The organism is Phytohabitans houttuyneae (genome assembly GCF_011764425.1).
Lineage (GTDB): Bacteria > Actinomycetota > Actinomycetes > Mycobacteriales > Micromonosporaceae > Phytohabitans > Phytohabitans houttuyneae.
The window spans coordinates 1,709,895-1,727,520 of sequence record NZ_BLPF01000001.1; the positions used below are offsets into that span (position 1 = coordinate 1,709,895).

The 17,626-nt window shown below is 68.0% G+C and carries 6 protein-coding genes; 3 read left to right on the top strand and 3 right to left on the bottom strand.

Annotated elements, in window-relative coordinates:
* Position 1: 1 nt before the first annotated feature.
* On the top strand, positions 2 to 2,251 hold the full coding sequence (locus Phou_RS07895; protein WP_173054886.1) for an ATP-binding protein: 2,250 nt from the start codon (positions 2 to 4) through the stop codon (positions 2,249 to 2,251).
* Between the two features lie 219 nt (positions 2,252 to 2,470).
* On the opposite strand, the gene Phou_RS07900 is transcribed toward Phou_RS07895, so the two are convergent.
* Entirely contained in the window at positions 2,471 to 5,488 is a 3,018-nt protein-coding gene (locus Phou_RS07900) for a BTAD domain-containing putative transcriptional regulator (protein ID WP_173054888.1), read from the bottom strand.
* A 1,423-nt stretch (positions 5,489 to 6,911) separates the two neighbouring features.
* On the opposite strand from Phou_RS07900, the gene Phou_RS07905 reads away from it, so the two are divergent.
* The gene (locus tag Phou_RS07905) at positions 6,912 to 7,472 is read left to right on the top strand and encodes a DUF4760 domain-containing protein (RefSeq protein ID WP_173054890.1); all 561 of its coding nucleotides are present in this window, start codon (positions 6,912 to 6,914) and stop codon (positions 7,470 to 7,472) included.
* A 408-nt stretch (positions 7,473 to 7,880) separates the two neighbouring features.
* Here the strand turns inward: Phou_RS07905 and Phou_RS07910 are convergent, their stop codons facing one another.
* Positions 7,881 to 8,324: a hypothetical protein gene (locus tag Phou_RS07910; protein WP_173054892.1), complete on the bottom strand. Its 444-nt coding sequence runs from the start codon at positions 8,322 to 8,324 to the stop codon at positions 7,881 to 7,883.
* 35 nt (positions 8,325 to 8,359) lie between these two features.
* Complete coding sequence (locus tag Phou_RS07915; protein WP_173054894.1) at positions 8,360 to 14,386, bottom strand: RHS repeat domain-containing protein; 6,027 nt, start codon at positions 14,384 to 14,386, stop codon at positions 8,360 to 8,362.
* A gap of 1,878 nt (positions 14,387 to 16,264) precedes the next feature.
* Here Phou_RS07915 and Phou_RS07920 point away from each other — a divergent pair.
* Positions 16,265 to 17,458, top strand: a complete 1,194-nt coding sequence (locus Phou_RS07920; protein WP_173054896.1) for a PP2C family protein-serine/threonine phosphatase — start codon at positions 16,265 to 16,267, stop codon at positions 17,456 to 17,458.
* Positions 17,459 to 17,626: the final 168 nt, after the last annotated feature.

Sequence of the window (17,626 nt, forward strand, 5' to 3'; positions counted from 1 at the left end):
CATGTTGGTCTACAACGAACACGACAACGACATCGGCGAGGTGTGCCCGCACTCCGGGCAACCCGCGCCGGGCGGCCACGACACGGACCGTTGTCCGGCCCGCTGCCGGGACAGCCGCGTCATCTACACCGCCCCAGACGACGACGAAGCCGACCTCGAACTCCGGCGGGAGATGGCCGTCCTGGGCGAGCTCACCTACCCCATCTCCCCCAACTATGTGAAGTCGTGGACCGCGGTACGAGCGATCGCCGAACTCATCGCCAACGCCCTCGACGAAGACCCGCAACCACACGTCGCCTGGGCCGACGGGACCTTGACCATCGCCGACAACGGACCCGGCATCCCCGAGGAAGGACTCATCCTCGGCGAATCCACCAAAACCGCACAGCAGATCGGCCAGTTCGGCGAAGGCAAGAAGATCGCCTGCCTCGTGCTGGCCCGCCATCCCGACATCCGCGCGGTCCAGATCGACACCGCCGGCTACGGCATCCTGCCCACCGTGCAACGCGGCCGGCTCCTGGGCGGTCAACTACCGTCCCGCAACGAACAGGGCGCGGAGATGCTCACCTACCAGGTGTACGGCAACACCCGCGGCCACGGCACGACCGTCACCATCGAGTGCCCGCAACACCTCGCCGTCGAGGCCATCGGCCGGTTCCGGGCCCTGACCGAGCCGCACTACACGCCACCAGCAGCGCCCGGCGCCTGTGTCCTGGCCGCCGAACCCGGCCAGGTGTGGATCGGCGGCGTGCTGGTCAACACGATCCCCGGCCTGCTGGCCTCCTATGACCTTCCGCTGACCGGCAAGCACCTGCAAAACCGGGACCGCACCGTCATCGACGCCGGCAGCCTGCGCGACGCCGTCCGCGACATCCTCGCCACCAGCCAGGACCAAACCGTGATCGGCCGGTTCGCCCAGCACGTCCTGGCCGGCAACGGGCTGCGCGAACCCGAACAGTTCTTCGCCCACGTCACCCGGCCGCGGGTGCGGGCCGCGTGGCGGACCTGGGCCCGCGCCAACCTGCCGACCAAAACCTTCTACACCAGGTCCGGCGACGAAGAGGCGACCCTGGACCTGCAAGACCAAGGCTTCACCCACGTGAGCGCCCGCGGGCTGCCGGCCCATCAGCAGCGGGCCCTGATGGACCTGCTTGGTGTCGACGTGGCCCGCACCCGGCAGCGCCGCCACTACGACAAGACCCGAAACAAGACCACCTGGGTGGCCGAACACGACCTCACCGTCGCCCAACGTGCCCTGCTGCACCAGTCACAGCAGTTGGTGCGGGCGGCCATCGGCGCGTTCGCCCTGGGCCGGGTTCGGGTGTTCTCGGCCAGCGAGGAACTGCCGTGCGCGCTGGGCATCTACCACCCGCGCACCGGTGACGTGGCCATCCACATCGACGCGCTTGCCGACCGGCACCTGACGTTGACGGCGCTGGTCCATGAGGCCGGGCACCGGGTCGGGCACCGCGGCGGCGGCCGGTGGACACCGATCCCCGACTTCCAGGACCGGTCGCGAGGATTCGAGCAACTGCTCAGCGAGTTCGCCGGGATCCTGCTGCACCACCTGGCCGACGCCGGCACCCTGGCAGCCATAGCGCCGACGACGCAGCCGGATGCCGGCGGCGGCGCGCCTGATGCCGACGCGGCTGCCGCCCCGGCAAGCCGCCGGGAACTGGCCCGCCTGCTCACCGACCGGCTCCCCCACGCGCTGGCGGACAAGGCATTCGCCAGCGAGAAGGACCTCGTCGCCTCGACCGGGGTGCATCCGGAGGTTTGGCGCACCCTGGTCAAGCCCCGTGCGGCCGGCTACCGGCGGATGTGGGGTGCCGGCGGCCGCGCCTGGGACTACGACAAGGTGGCCCTGCTCGCCGAAGCGGTCGGCGTCGCCGCCCCCGTGGTGTGGCTGGGCTACAACCTGTGCGAAGGCCCGATCTACGGCCGCCAACGCCAACACTGGAACCGGCCCGGCCCATGGTCGAAGAGGATGCGCGAGGCGACGTTGCGGGCCTGCGCCGACCTGCAAACCCTCGGCGGCGCCTACGCCGCACAGGTCCCCGCCCTGCACGCTTTGGTGGACGGACGGACCCCGGCCGTCCTCGGCGACGACAGCTGGCAAGCACCCGCCCGGACACTCATCGCCCTCGAGCGCGAACGCCTACGCCTCGACACCCCCGGCCCCCGTCCCGCCTCACCTGACCGACGCCAGGGTCAGCGCAAACACAGGGATGCCACACCACCACCGAAGTAGCGTCAACGGGACTTTCGCCGCCAGGTCAACGGGGCCCGCCGCAACGCGGGACCGTCGGCCTGGCAACCCCCGTCAACGTCACGAGTGTGTGGTCGGGAGCCTGCTCCCGACCACACAACGATGACCCGGGCTTTCTTTTTGCCCGTTTAGGTCCTATTTGCGGCTTATCGGCGGCTGTCGGTGGTCGTGTGGTCTGGCGGATCGCGCGACGGTCGCAGGTCAGGCCGGCGTTTCAGGACCTGTTGTCTTGGCCTGGCGGGTCTTTTGCGGACGCGTTGTTGGCTGCCGGCAAAGCTCCGCTGCCAGGGCGGCGGTGTCGTCGCCGGGTTCCTGGCCGTGATCCTGAAGCGCAACGGTCAGCGCCGTGAACCGGGCACGGACCGCGTCCACGTCGCCGACGGCAGCGTGTGCACGCATCGCCGCGACAGCGACGGGTTCGTTGATCGGGTCAACGTCGGCGGCGATCTTCAGGTAGCGGGCCGCCTGGTCGGGCTGCTCGGCGCCGATCAGGTCCGCCAGCTGGGTGTGCGCGGTGACCGCGTGTCGGCGCGTGACTTCCACGTCGAGGGTGGCCCAGTCGTAGCGGCCGTCCGCGTCGTAAAGCAAACCGTTGAAAGCCTGGACAGCCTGCTGCAGGGCGGTGATGCGCCCGGCGGTGTCCGGGGCGGTGGCCGCCCTGGTGACAGCGTCCTGAACCTGCCACCAGTCGACAGAGACCAGGTCGGCGGCCAAGAGGTAGCGGCCACCGGTGTTGACGACGAACGCGGGACCGGTGGACCCAGCGCGGCGGCCTCCGGCGCCGGCAGCAGCATCGCTTTGGTTCTGGTCACCCGGGATGATGCCGGCGCCGGTGCGCAGGCATGCCCGAAGGTTCGCCACGTCGGTGGCCAGGCGCTGCTTGGCACGGCTGACCGGTGCGTCCGGCCACAGGGCTTCCTTGACGTCATCGATGCTCACGCCGCCGCGACGGGTAGCCAGGAACGCGAGAAGCTCCCCAGCCTTGCGCCGCAGCCCAGGAACCGGCGAGCCGGCCGGGGTGTAAATGGCGACCTTGCCGAGTATCTGGACCCGCACCGGGAGCGTAGCTTCACCGTCGTCGTTGGCGGTGTCAGCCGTAGGTGGGGCGGCTGCGGACGGCTGCTTCGCGGTGACCGCGACCGGTCCGACGGTGGCTGCACCGGATGCGGTCTGCGGCGCTGCTTGGTCGGTGACGGCGCGACGGTCCGCTTGGTCTTCGTCGGCGGGCTGCACCACGTCGTCTTCCGGCAGGTCGCTGCTGACCGTGGCCTGGTCCGGCGGGGCCGCCGCCGCCAGTGTGGGCTGCCCGGTGTGGGCCTCGCGCAGCACGGCAAGCAACTGCTGGGCCGCTTCGCTGTCCAGTACGGACAGTCGTTGGTGGTCGGGGCCGGTGCTGGTTCCGTCGGTGTCGACGTGGACAGTGGTGCCGTCCGGCCAGTCGCCGAGCACGACCGCCCCGATGTCCATCTGCTCGCCGAGTCTCAGGATGGCCGACAGGCGCGGCCGCATGCCCGCATCGGGTGCGTCGGTGATGAGCAGCATCGGCGACAGCGGCTCGGCGTAGGGATGCTGTTGACGCAGCTGGGTGATGGTCGTCGCATCGGCGTCCTCGAGCACGTCGGCGCGGCGCAGGCTTTCCTGGTGCAACCGGGCCAGCGCCTGCGGCAGGTCCGCGGCGACGATCAGCCGCGGCATCGCGCCGGCCAGGTCGCTGCTGGTCCCGATCAACGCGGTCAGGGTCCCGGTGGGGATGACCACCGTGGCGCAGGCGTCGAGGTCGTGCGGGTGGCCGGCGCTGAGCGCGGCGACCAGCATGGCACGGGCGGCGTCTGTCGCCCCCGGCCCGGTCAGGCCCAGGCCGTCCGGTGGCAGCGGGCCCCAGCCGGCCAGTTCCGGGCCACCCGGGCCGGGCGGCGGGATCGGCGGCTTGGGATCCATCTGCGCGTACTCCCGCACAGTGGGGCCGGGATCCGGTGGTTGCAGCAACTGTGGTGCCTGACGATCGACGGCGCGACGCAACAGCGACACGGTCGGCGGCAGCGGCTGCAGGGCTGCGTCGTCCGGGTCTGGGCGCACGGCGGGGTCGTAGTGGATGCGGCGCCGGGCCCACACCGTAGCTGCGGCTGCGCACAACGCGGCGGCAAAGCCGATAGTCAACCAACCGGCCGGCACGGGCACGCCGGCGACGTCGCTGCCCGTGCTGTCCGTGTCGTCGCCGTCTGCCGTGGAACTGGGGGTGGTGGGAGATTGCGGCGCTGCAGGTTCGACGACCCCATCCGGGTCCAGTTGGGACGGTGACGGTTCGGCGACTTCGGGCGGCGTCGGCGGCCGGTGGGCCGGCGACGGGGTAAGGCTGAGCGTGCCCCGCGCGTGCCGGCGCGGTCCATCATCGTGGGCGTCGGACGGCAGGCGAAGCCGGTCACCGGGCTCCACATGGTCGGGAAACTCCGAGTGTTTGGCAGCCAAATGCGGATTGAGAGCGGCAAGGTCCTGGTAGCGGTGCGGGTCGCCAAGGAACCGGTCGGCCACATGCCACAACCAGTCACCTTCGGCCACCGTGTAGGTCATGGTCACGGAGCTCGTGCCCGTCACGGCTCGCAGTGTCGGGGCTTCGGCCGGCCGATCGTGCACGCGGCCAGCTAGCGTGTAGACAGTCCGCCGGCCGCCAGCGGCCTGATCGAATGCCGGCGGCCGCTGTGGGAGGACGGAAGCGGCAACCAACGATGTCGTTGCCACCGGTCGCGACGACGCACCCGCCGGCTCACCCGGCGGATCGGTGGTAGCGGCCAACCGGTCAGGGAAGCTGGCCCACGTGGGAGTGCGCTCGAATCCCTCCGCGGCCGTCGCGTCACCGCTCGCGCCCACATCCGCGGCGGCGCCGGCGGCATTGCCGACCGCGGTCGCGCCGAGCAGGGCCGCAGTGAATGCCTGCACTGGCCCCGGCATCCGCAGGCGCGGCAGCCGAAGCCGGCCAGCGGCCCAGCGGTAGCCCTGCAGCACCGCCGCACCCGCCAAGGCGACCCAGGTCAGCCACAAGAAGCCGATGAACCCTGCCGTGACGGTCCCCGGGGTCATCGGCTCGCGAAGCCACCCGGTGATCTCGATACGGGTGGGTAATGCGGTCGGCAGCGGCCAGCCGCCGTATCGGACCAGAGCGATCGGGCCACCGATCACCAGCAAGATGGCGAACACATCGACTGAATCGAAGCGGGGGCGCACCTTTCCCTCCCATCCCTAGAGTGTGAACGCTCCGCGACCGCTGCTGATTCAGCCGCCAACGGCAACGCGAAGTCCGGCCTGCTGAACGTAGGAGGCGACCGCCCCACGACGACAGGGGTACGGTTCTGACAAAAACTCACACAGCTCCCACGCAGTCTTACAACCACAGGTCAGGCACCTCAAACGCGCCGCACACCGGGTTCCGAACCGCCCAGCCGAGCCGGACATCACCGCCGTCGCCGCCACCAAACCCGAACGGTCAAACGGACATCAGAAACCTAAATTGTCGGTATTTCGGTTAGGGTCTGCGAAAGCCGGTCGCTCGGCCGTCGCTGGGAGTTTGATTCAGCCACCGTTAACCCTCGAGGACCCCGCCAGCCGTTGACAAACGATGAAAGGTCAGCGATTCGTATCGAGTCGTTTCGCAGTCAACGCAGATAAGCGACAGACACCAAAGACTCGCGTCAATGTTGGCAGCGAGGGCCGTGGGTTCAAATCCCGCTACCCGACTTGATCGGCCTAAACCTGCAGTAACGCAAGCCAGAGGCTCATGCTCTTCGATGGAGATTCGAGTCGCCCCCGCGTACCCGGCGACCGGCCGAAGGCCCTTGGATCCCTCCGCGTCGGGCGGTAGGGCGAGCGGTAGGCTCGACTGCCCGCAGTCCCAACGAGTAGACGGTGCGCTGACGGTGGCGAACAGACTGCGCACCTGGGGGGACGTCGGCGCTCCCGGGCGCCATCCCGTACCCACGGGTGGCGATGACGGAGTGTTGCGGCCCGGGAAGGCCGGGATTGCCGCCTCAGCAACGGATCGAGGCCCGACTGACGGCCTTTCCAGGACCATGACAACGTCACGCCGCAGCGCGCGCTCGACGCAGAAGACGTCACCCTCCACGCCGGCCATGGCCCCCGACCCGGGCGCCATCAGACGGACGATGATCCTCGTATTTGATCACGCCGAGCCCCATCAGCCGATCGACCCCGAAATCACGAGCCTGGTCGGCAGGCATCCGGTCGACTGGAATCCGGCGACCGGTTCTTGGTCACACTTCCCCTCAGCGAAACGCGGTAGCAAACGCGGCCCCAAACGCGGAGTCAATACCGCCAATGACCTGGCAGAACGTAGCGCCCCGAGCCGGAGAAGCTACGGACGGCAGGACGCGAGCCTCGTCCGTAGCCACGGCGGTCTGAACCCTCGCAACCCCCACCAGCCGGAGCCGCCAGCCCCGAGCCAACACCGGCACCGCACTCTGCCGGCGGCGAACGAGAGGAACCACCTTCAGGGAAGCGGGCACCCGAGCCTCGTTCATCGATCTCACAGACGCCGCGCACTCGGGGGCATGAGCGTGCACCCGATCTTGCGACCGGCACCCCACGGGTCGCGGCGGATGGGGCGTTGCCGCTCTGCCGCACAATGTTGCTCATGCAGGATGGTGAAATGTTAGGAGTCGCCGCACTCGCGGTATCGTTCTTCGCTGTTGCTTTGTCAGCCGGATTCGCCGCAAGGCAGATTCTGCTGATGCGCAACGCCAACTACGTTCCCGTGCTGGTTGATCTGCTCGGCCAATTCCGGTCGATGGAATTTAACGACAACTACCTCTACGTCTGTACGCGCCTCCAACACGAGCAAGATCCCGCGAAGGGAATCTCCGGACTGCCCGCAGATGTCCGGGCAAAGATCTATGACGTGGCCTACTTCTATCAGCTCTTCGCTGCCCTCGTCGCCCTGAAGGTCGTGAAAGAGCAGGATATCGTCGCCGTACTACGCGATCGAATCGTGCACGTCTGGCAGGCGGTGGAGCCGTTCGTACACACGGAGCGGAGTTCCACCGTACCCACAGGCCCCTTCCTGATGCGTAACCTCGAGGAATTCGCCAAGCGGGCACAGACAATGCCTGCAACCACGATCGAACAATTCATGCGAGGGAACCTGCCCGCCAGCGGCGGCTTACATTTCTCACTCACAACCAAAAAGCGGACTTAGCGCCACGACGAAAGACAGCGAACTGCTGAAGCCGCTCCCGCACCCGCACCAGCCCACGCCCATCCACGCCCGCAGCCAAGCACGAGCCACAACCATCTACAAGCGACACACCACAACAAGCTAAACAAAGTACTACTAATACTCCAGCTGCACTTCCAGGACAGCAAGGCCGATACCCAATACCGCTCGAAAAGTGACGACGGATCAGTCGAATAGAAGGCAGCCCGCCGGCTACCTAGAGTAGATCCATCCACCAGGGAAGCAACGCGCCTCGTGTGTTGCCGCGCCTCTTTCCGCCGAATAGTCACACTTTTGACGTCCTCTTGAGAGGCGCAGACGGACTCCCTCGACGTTTGGGAGGGCTTACCACTTGGATCACCCATCACACCGCTCGCGATGCCGCGTCCGTCAACACCCCCAGCGTTTCGCTAAGTCCTTCAGCGAACCAACCTCGCCGTCGATCAGCACCTCCCTGTCGCCGAGACTCGCGACGCGAGTTTTGTCAAAATGTGACGTAGCCAGACGGCGGGTGGTTTCAATCGACAGCATGTAGCTGTTGGGCAACTCTCCATTCAATGCTGTCGACTCGGTGCGCCAAGGGCTGGTGTCGCCGATGACGAACGGACCCGTGGAGCGCGGCTGCCGGGGATCGGAGACCTTCCACAACGTGTCGCTCTCCGGTTTCAGGCTGCCGGCCTCATCGTAGGGATCGTCGTCGACAGCCAGGCTGAGGACATCCTCGTCGGCGCACGCGGGGATGACGGCCGCGGCCTGGCCACCCGTGTTCACAAAGCCGACAGGCGACGCCTCCGGATCTCCGAAGCACGCGGCCAGCGGCGCTACCAGGCACATCAGCACCAATGTGCGGGCAAGGCGCCTGGACCCCCTCAGCACCGGTAACCTCCGTCTCGCAGACCCGCCTGACGCTCGTACCGATTCTTGCACGCCTTACTTCCACCGAGGAAATACATGGGGCCGAAGGCAAGGCCCCATTTACGCCACTGCCGCCGATGAATGCGTTCGTGCCTGATGCGCTCGCGAGTGACCGCCTTACGGCTTCGACCCGTTATGTAGGTGTCGCCGACGGTGAAGCCCTGCCGCGGGTACATCCAGGAAGACACGTTCGTGCAGGTACGCAGCCCGTACCGGTTAGAGCAGCGACCTCCGCCGAGCTTCGCGTAGCCGTGAGCCGCTTTGCCGATACCCCAGGAGTGCAGGCCGCACGACCAGCTGCAAGCGAGAGCTGGAGCATACTTGCGCGCCCCGCAGAACTTCCAACACCACTTACGGCCATCAAGGTCGAATTTGTTGATGGGGTCGGCGCAGGTGTACTCGTATGCGTTGCAGCTGCCGCCGTCGACTGGGTCGGTTTGGAGGAACCGGCCGAGGGCTGGTGCGTAGAGGCGGACGCCCATGAGGGTGAGGCCGGCGAGGTCTTCGGTGGAGCGTTGTTTGCCGCCGAGCCATCCGTAGCGGGTGGGTGCTGGGCCGATCGGTGTGCCGTACTCGTCGGCGAGGTAGTAGGTGTTGGGGTCGGTGGCGGTGGCTGGTGCGGTGCCGATGACGTCGCCGTGGATGTTCGTCACTTGCCAGGTTAGACCGCCGGTTTGGTCGAGGGTGGCGGCGAGGCTGCCGGCGAGGTCGGTGATGTTGCGGGTCCACTGTGTGTGGTCGGTGGTCTCGGAGATCCAGTCGGGTGAGTCGCTGCTGCTGTCGCTGTAGTGGTTGGTCTTGGTGACGGTGTTGGTGCTGTTGGTCCAGCTTCGTAGGCGGCCGTTGGCGTCGAGGCCGTTGGTGAGGGTGGTCCCGTTTTGGGTTTGGGTGCGGACGAGGTCGTTGGCGTAATACGCGACGGTAAGGTTGCCGGTGCCGGCGGTTGTGTCGGCGGCGGGCAGTGTGGTGGTGCGGCCGAAGGCGTCGTAGGTCAGGCCGGCGTGGCTGCCGGTTGGTAGGAGCCGGTCGGCGGTGTCGTAGCTGTAGGCGGTCGCGGTGCCGGTCGTGGTTTGGCAGGCACCGTTCGTTGTTGGTGGGTATGAGGTCCGGTTGGTGCGGTTGGTGTTTGCGTTGAACGCGTAGGTCCGGGTGGTGCAGCCAGCGCTAGTGGAGTCGGCGGCCTGGGTGAGGCGGCCGAGCGCGTCGTAGGTGTAGCTGTGTATGCCGGCGTAGTCGGCGGCACCGGTGTAGGTGTGCGTGCGGGTCTGGCCGTGGATGCTAACGGTGGTGGCCTCGGAGAGCCAGATGGAGTCCTCGCGGGCTTGCAGCCGGCTGGTTTGCTCGCCGGCGGGGTCGTATTCGTTGAGCTGCCGCAGGCCGTTGGGCCAGTCCTGCTGGGCCAGGCGGCCGTCGGGGTCATACCTGGCGGTGAAGGTGCCGGTGACGCCGGTGACGGTCATCGAGGTCGGGTTGTCACGGCGGTCTCCGCCGCCTCCGTAGCCGTAGGTGACGGTGCCTTTGGCGTCGGTGGTGGTGGCGATGCGGCCGGCGTTGTCGTAGGTGGTGGTGGTTTGGTTTGCGGCGTTGCCGGTGGCTTCGTCGGCGTCCTTGTAGGTGGTGACGCGGCCGAAGTCGTCGTAGCCGGTGGTCGCCGAGGTGCTGCCGGAGGTGACCGTGGTGGTCAGGCCGGTGTTCGGGTCGTAGGCGGTCACGGTTGCCGGCACCGCGGTGCCGAGCCCGCCGGTGGTTTCGGTGCGCCGTACCCGTGGGCTGAAGCCGGTGTTGTCGTAGTCGGTGGTGGTGGTCCGGGTGCGGGTGGTGCCAGCGGCGTCGATGACGGTCTCGTCGACGACCCGGGCGCGGTTGAGGTAGTCGTAGTCGGTGGTCCGGGTGACGACGAGTTGGGGTAGGCCTGCGGTGCCGGGGTTGGTGCTGGCTGGTTTGGTGACGCAGACCAGGTTGGCCCAGCGGGGCTTGTTGCCGCAGGCGGCGTCAGCAGCGTTGGTGCCACTGGTGTAGTAGATGGTGATCGTGGTGCCCGGGCCGCCGCCGCCCGGCTCGGACGGCAGACGGCTCTCGATAGCCAGGCCGCTGTCCGGGTCGTAACGGGTGATCGTGGTCGAGTCGAGGCCGCCGGGGTCGGTGACGACCTTCATCGGCTGCCGGAAGGTCCACCCTGTCGCGTCAGTCGTGGACAGTGCGTACTCGTTACGGGTGGTGCGGGTGTCCTGCTCGTCGGTGGGAACCGGGTCGGCGGACAGGCTGGCCGCAACCGTGGTTTGGATCGGCAGGTGCAGCAGCGGCCCGGCGGGGTGACCGGTTTCGGTGCCAACGTCATAGGTGATGCGGTTGTGGGCCCGGGCGCCGAGGGTGCGGCCGTCGGAGAGGGTGACCAGGTGGTACGGGCTGTAGGTGTCGGTCGGGTCCTGCCCATCCGCGGTGTAGATGTTCACCGTCGACAGCGCGAGTGCCTTGGCGGCCGGGTCGGGTGCGGTGATCGCGTCCAGCACCGGCGCGGAGGTGTTACCGAGCACCAGGTCCCGGTTCGCGGCGCTGAGGGTGCGCACGGTGTTGCCGTGCTCGTCGTACTCGCTGGTGGTGATGGCCCAGGCCGAGCCGGTGTACTCGGCGGTGTTCGTGGCGCGGCCGTCCGGGTTGATGTAGGTGACGGCGGCGCCGCGCAGGTCGGTACGGCTCGCGGTCTGGCCCGGTCCGAAGACCGCGGCGACGGTCACCGGCACGTCCTGCTGCCCCCAAGCACCGACCGCGGCCGTGGTGGACAGGTCGGGACGCCATGACGGGTTGCCGCTGTCACTGTCGCGGGGCACCTCGTACTCCACCCTGCTGGTCTCTGTGCCGCCGCCGTTGGCGCTGTTGTGCGTGCGGGACACGGTGGAGAGCCGGCCCGAACTGTCGTAGCCGATGCTCCATGCGGCCAGTCCGGCTGGCGTGATCGTGGCGAGCCGACCGGCGGTGTCGTAGGTGTAGGCGGTGGGCAGCACTAGGCTGGCCGGGTTGCAGGCGATCGGCTGGACACCACTACCAGCGGTGGAGCCGAGCCGCGGGTCCCAGGTTTGCAGCAGGCGGCCAGTGGCGGGGTCATAGGTGTAGCAGGCGACGTCGACCTTGAGTTCGGTGCCGGTGGAGTAGGTGGTGCGGAACGTGACCGCGGTCAGCTGCCCGCCGCTGTTGTAGACGAACTGCAGCGCTTTGCAGCCGGCCTGCCAGGTGGTGCACGAGCTCACTCCCGGTGGCAGGGGGGCGAGGACCTGGGTGAGGCGGCCTTCGGCGTCGTGGCCGTAGGTGGTGTTCTGGTTGGATCCGGGCTGCGAGACCCGCGCCACCCGGTAGGCGTGGGGGCCGGTGGTCGTGGCGGCGCTGGTGTAGGTCTTGGCCGGGGTGAACAAGGTGGAGTTGCCGTCCAGGTCGGCGACGGTGAAGTCGGCCGGGCCGCCCGCGCCGGAGGTGCCGGCGGTGAGGGTGAGGCCGCTGGTGGCGTCCTCGCCCGTCGGTTTGTAGCCGCCGCCGGTCTTCTTGGCGAAGGTGACCGGGATCCCGTCGGGGTCGGTGACGGTTACCGCGCTGCCTCGGTCGGTCAGGCCGGTCCAGGCCGCGTTGGCTTCCTCGACCGGTGTGCTGGCTACCCAGCCGGGTCCGAAGATGCCTTCCTCGGTCAGGGAGGAGTGGTCGTAGGCGACCCACTTGGCCGATTCGGTGGTGGGGTTGCCGTTGTGCAGCAGCAGGATCGCCTCGGTCGTGCCGGCCGGCAGGGTGACCCGTAGCCGCAGCTGCTGCCAGGTGTCCGTCGCGGTCGCCGGGTTCGACCGTACTTCGGTCCAGGCGCCGGCACCGGTCCGGTGGTACGCCACCGCACGCAACCCGCGCGGGGTGGACGCGGCGGACAAGCCGGTGCCGGCGGGCACATAGATCCAGGTGGAGAAGGTGTAGGTGTGGCCAGCCTTCATCCCCAGCTGTAGACCGTTGCCCTCGTCGTAGCCGACCACCGCCGCGGTGTCGGTGTTCGTGGGTGAGGTGCCGGACGGGCTGATCTTCAGACCGGTGGCGCCGGTCCGCGCCGGCGCCGACGCCGCAACGGTCGCACCGCGGGTGGTGAACCCGCTGGTGCCGGACTCGACCTCGGTTTGGTTGGCGTCCAGTTGCTGCGGTGCCGCGGCCGGGCCGGCGTGCGGGTCCATCGTGTTGAACGTACGCGACAGGGTCAGGTCGGAGCCGTACGAGTCGACGGACACGTCGCTGCCGCTGACCGTGTAGTTGCCGGACAGCAGCGACACACTGCCCGGACCCACCTCGTCACTGGCCGCCGAGCCGACATCGTTCTGGTCCAGCGTCACCGTCACGGGAACCGTCGAGCACGCCGTGCCGCTCGTGTCGGTGAAGCACACCTGCACCTGCACCGTCCCATCCGCGCGGTACACGGTGCGGGGCACGTCCCAGGACAGCTCCGGCGGGTTCGAGTTCGCCCCACCGGACGGCACCGTCACCGGCCACGCCGTAACCGCGGCGCCGCCGACTGTCACGTCCGTCGTCGGGATGTTGGTCCAGGCGTCCGTCTCGGCGAGGCGGTACTTCCAGGTGACGCCGGTGTAGCCGGGTCGCGCCAGGCCGTCCAGACGCAGGAACCTCTGTGTTCGGGCGTCCTTCTTCGGCGTCGTGATCCCTGGTGTGGTGCCGAACGGATAGGTCTGCACCGGGGACAGGTTGTTGGCGAAGTCGACTGCCCGCACGTACAGGGTGTGCCAGCCGTCCCCCGGGGTGACCGTCACGGTGGCCGGGGCGCCGCTGCTGGTCTGCACCGAGGAGGCGGTGGCGAACGTCGCGTCGTCGACCGCGTACAGGTACCGGGTCACCGTCGAGGAGGAGGTGGTGAAGGTGAACGACCCGGACGCCGCGCCCGGTGTCCACACCGAACTCGGATAGGTCGAGCTCGTCACCGTCGGGGCGGCCGGGGTCCCGGACGGCATCGACTGGAAGTAGCCCTGCACGTCCACGATCAGACCGGGCGTGCCGAAGTTCGCGTACACGGCCACCCGGCCACCGGCGCCGACCTTCGCGATCACCGTCCCGGTGACGTGGTTGCCGCCGCCGTTGTAGTTCAACGCCGAGGAACCTGACCGCACCATGCCGTCCGGGAACACATCCAGGTAGCCGGCCGCGTTCGGCGACACCGCGGTCACCGACAACACCACCGCTGTCACACCTGCCGACGGCACCACCACACCACCGGTCGTGATGTTTTTGCCACCGGCGGCCTGCACGGCTCGGGTTGTCGAGTTCGGCATGCCGGTCCGGTTGTCGAAGATCCGTTGCGGGCTGATCGGCACATACAGGTCCCGACCCGCCTGCGTGGAGTCCAGGTAGTAGCCCTGCACGTCGATGAACAGGTCCAGCGAGCCGGCCAGGTTATACACGCTGATCTGCCCGCCGGTGCCCACCTTCACCTGCGCCAGCGTCGCGATCTCCACACCCGGCGTGGTGTTCAACGTCGACAACCCCGCCGGCCGCGTCGTACCAGCCGCGAACGCGGTGATGTAGCCACTCGAGGTCGGCTCGCGCACCGTCAGGTTCACCGCCACCGCCGACACATTCGCCGTCGGCACCCCACCCACGCCGGTCACCGTGAACGACCGCGTCTCCCCCGCCCCAATCTGGGTAGCCGGCGACCCCAACCCGGACATCGTGTTCACGATCCGCACCGGCGACAACGGCACGAACGTGCCACCCGCGGTCGTCACCGTGTTGTCCGTGAAATACCCCTGCACATCTACCAGCACATGCGTGGCACCGGCGTTGTTGTAGATCCGGACCTGCCCACCCGTGCCCAGCTTCGCGATCACCGTGTTCGCGATGTTCTGCCCCGCCGTCACACTCACCTGCGACGCCGTCGGCCGCGACTCCCCTTCCGGGTACACCGTCAAGAACGTGTTCGCGGTCGGCGACACCGCTGTTACAGAGACCACCACCGCCGACACCCCCGACGATGGCACCCCGCCGACGCCAGTCAAGGTAAACGTCCGCGTCACACCGACGCCTAACGTTCCGGTATGACCACCCAACCCCGAACGCGTATCCACCACCCGGGCCTGCGTCAACGGAACATACTCACCAGCCCCCGGCGCTACCGCCGCAGCGGCCTGAGCCGCCGCCGGCTTGGACACAACCACCCCGGTGGACGCAGCAACCGTCAGGAAACCTGCGGCTAGCACCAACACCAGCAACGAGAACAGCCGCCGCTGTATCCAGGCGAAACGGCGACCAAGGAACGAACGAGAGAAAGGCCCACGATCCACGACATGCCCCCGACTTCAGCCACGCCGCGGCCCGCGCGGTCGCCATCTTTACTTGATCACCAACAGTTGCAGGCAAGGTTTTAACCCAGCGGCATCCGCGTACACAACCAACATCACCTTCCGTAGGGCCGGCCACAAACTTAACTGCATCACTTCGAACCGGGGCAGGTCGGACGCTTCGACGGAATCGATGGCACTTCCGACAACAAGCCCTCGCGCAACACCAACTCCCAAAGCCAACGACCACCACGAACTCAAAAGCCAAAGTGGACAGCCCAACGTCGATTCCACGCCATCTCGCTACCCACCAGACGACTCAAGTACTGCACTGTCCAAATGGGACCAACGTCGCCAGGTCGCCGAGCTCACGTCCACGTATGGGCAGATATCTCGACCATCCGTAGTCTCATCTGGGGTCAAGTAGCCGTCGTGCCACCGAATCAGACCGAAAGGCTGAGGCACTGGCAACCTCGAATATCACTGTGTGTCGCGACACTTAATGCATGCCAGCCGCCCAATCGCTTGAACGACTGAGAGCACGAACAGCGCTGGAGGCCCGTCGGACAGTCAGCGCCGTGGTCGCCCACGCTGACCAGCATGTCGCTCAGAGAAGAGCTAAGACCGCGTTGACCCGTCTCCATACCGGCGGCACGCCGGGTCAAGGTCAACTCCTACACCACCCGCCGGGACGCGACCAACCGACACAGCCCGGCAAGCAAGAACATCACCCAACTAACCGCGAACCCAGCCCACTGCCAGCAACACGAAATCGGTTCTTGGTTCGACACGCTTCCCCTCGGCGAAACGCGGGAGCAAACGCGGCCCGAAACGCGGAGTCAATACCGCTAATGACCTGGCAGAATCGTAGCGCCGAGTCGGAGAAGCACGGACGGCAGGACGCGAGCCTCGTCCGTAGCCACCGCGGTCTGGACCCTCCCCGCCCCCACCAGCGGAGCCGCCAGTCCAAGCCAACCCCGCACTCTGCCGGCGGCGAACGAGAGGAACCTCTCAGGGAAGCGGGCACCCGAGCATCTCGCCGGTGCCGCGCGCGGACGCGTCGGCGGCCACGCGGTGGCGGGGCCGGCGTGGGTGTGATGCGAGAGATGTTCCGCACGGGGGTGGACATCGAGCGGTTGCCCGCCCGGCGCAAGGGGGGCCGGACGCTGTTCGGCAGGCACCGCCTGGATTGGAAGTGGACGGTTGGCCTCGAGTCCGACGAGGGCGGCGCCGCCTAGCCGTAGATGACTGGGCGCCGGGCGTCGTCATCGTCGACGTCAAATGTGTCCGTCGGTGTGTCGGTACGGCAACGTGCCGAGCCGACGAAGATTGCCTGTCCACTATGGACACAAGAACATGGCCTGCCAACGTGGCCCGCGGACGCAGAGGCAGGCGCGTGGTTGCACCGTTCGGGTGTTCGTCCGATCATTCGGGCGGGTTGCGTCCTTGCCGGGTGTGGGCCCGGTCATGCGTGGAGCGGGTACCGGGTTGGGTGCGCTTACAGTGGGGTGCTCTGCCAGGCGGGTGGAGGTCTTGGGTCGGGGCGGTGGCGAGTTGGACGCGGACGGTGCGGTGCGCTGGCTGCTGCGGGAGGCGCCGACCGTCGGTGTGCACGAGCTGCCGGAGTTGGTGGCGGCGTTGGCGCCGTTGTTGGACGCGACCGCGGTGATCGTCTACGTGGTGGACTACACCCAGAGCCGGCTGGTTGCGCTGCCGACACTGGGTGGCCCGGATCGGGAGCCGCTATCGGTGGACGGCACCCTTGCCGGGCGGGCCTTCACCACGGAGCAGGTTCAGGAGCAGACCGCCGCGGGAGGTCGGCTGTGGGTGCCGCTGGTGCACGGCTGCGACCGGCTCGGCGTCCTGGAGGTCGAGGCGGCGGCCACCGGGCCCGCCTCGGCGGATGTCCGCGACGCGGGCGAACTGGTGGCGGCGGCGGTGACCCAGCTGTTGATCAGCCGGCGCCGTTACAGCGACCTGTTGGAACAACGTCGCCGGCGGGAGCCGATGCAAGTCGCCGCGGAGATCATGTGGGGGTTGCTTCCGCCGTTGAGTTTCGCCACCGACCAGGTGTTGGTCGCCGGTGTCCTGGAGCCGTGTTTCGACATCGGTGGGGACGCCTTCGACTACGCCCTCAACCGCCAGCTGCTGTCCGTGGCGGTGTTCGACGCGGTCGGGCACGGTACCCCGGCCAGTCTGTTGGCCACCCTGGCGATCGGCGCGTACCGCAACGCCCGCCGCTGCGGCCTGGATCTGGCCGGCACGGCCCGGAGCGTGGACAAGCACCTGCGTGCGCACCAGCCCGGCGCGATGGTTTCCGCCGTGCTGGCCGAGTTGGACTGTGGCACCGGCGAGCTGCGGCTGATCGTCGCCGGCCATCCGGCGCCGCTGCTGCTGCGCGACGGGCGGATGATCAAAACGTTGCCGGGGCCGACCGCGTTGCCGCTGGGCTTGTGGCACATGTCCAGCGATGGCCCCCGCGTCGAGGTGGAGGGGCTGCATCCGGGTGATCAGGTGTTGTTTTACACCGATGGGGTGATCGAGGCCCGCACCGCGCAAGGCGAGTGGTTCGGCGTTGACCGGCTGGTGGACTTCGTCACCCGCGCCTTGGCCGACCAGCTTCCGCTTCCGGAGACGATGCGCCGACTGGTCCACGCCATCCTGGCCTACCAGGACGACCAGCTCCAGGACGACGCCAGCGCGGTCATGCTGCAATGGCGGGCGGCCAAACCCCCGCCCCGCCAGTAGCCCACCGTTCGCGCACGGCGACCCGCGAACCGGTGACGCCGGCGGGGACGACGAGCACCCTGCTTGGCGCGGGTCAGAGCCTGCACGTCACCTGCGGTCCGATGGCTACGCCGACCATATGATCAACCATGCTGGCGGGTTAGGACTGGCCATGCACCGGGAACGATG

Coding starts and splice junctions, on each gene's coding strand:
- Phou_RS07895 (WP_173054886.1), top strand. CDS start 2: ATGTTGGTCTACAACGAACACGACAACGACATCGGCGAGGTGTGCCCG.
- Phou_RS07905 (WP_173054890.1), top strand. CDS start 6,912: ATGCAGGATGGTGAAATGTTAGGAGTCGCCGCACTCGCGGTATCGTTC.
- Phou_RS07910 (WP_173054892.1), bottom strand. CDS start 8,324: ATGTGCCTGGTAGCGCCGCTGGCCGCGTGCTTCGGAGATCCGGAGGCG.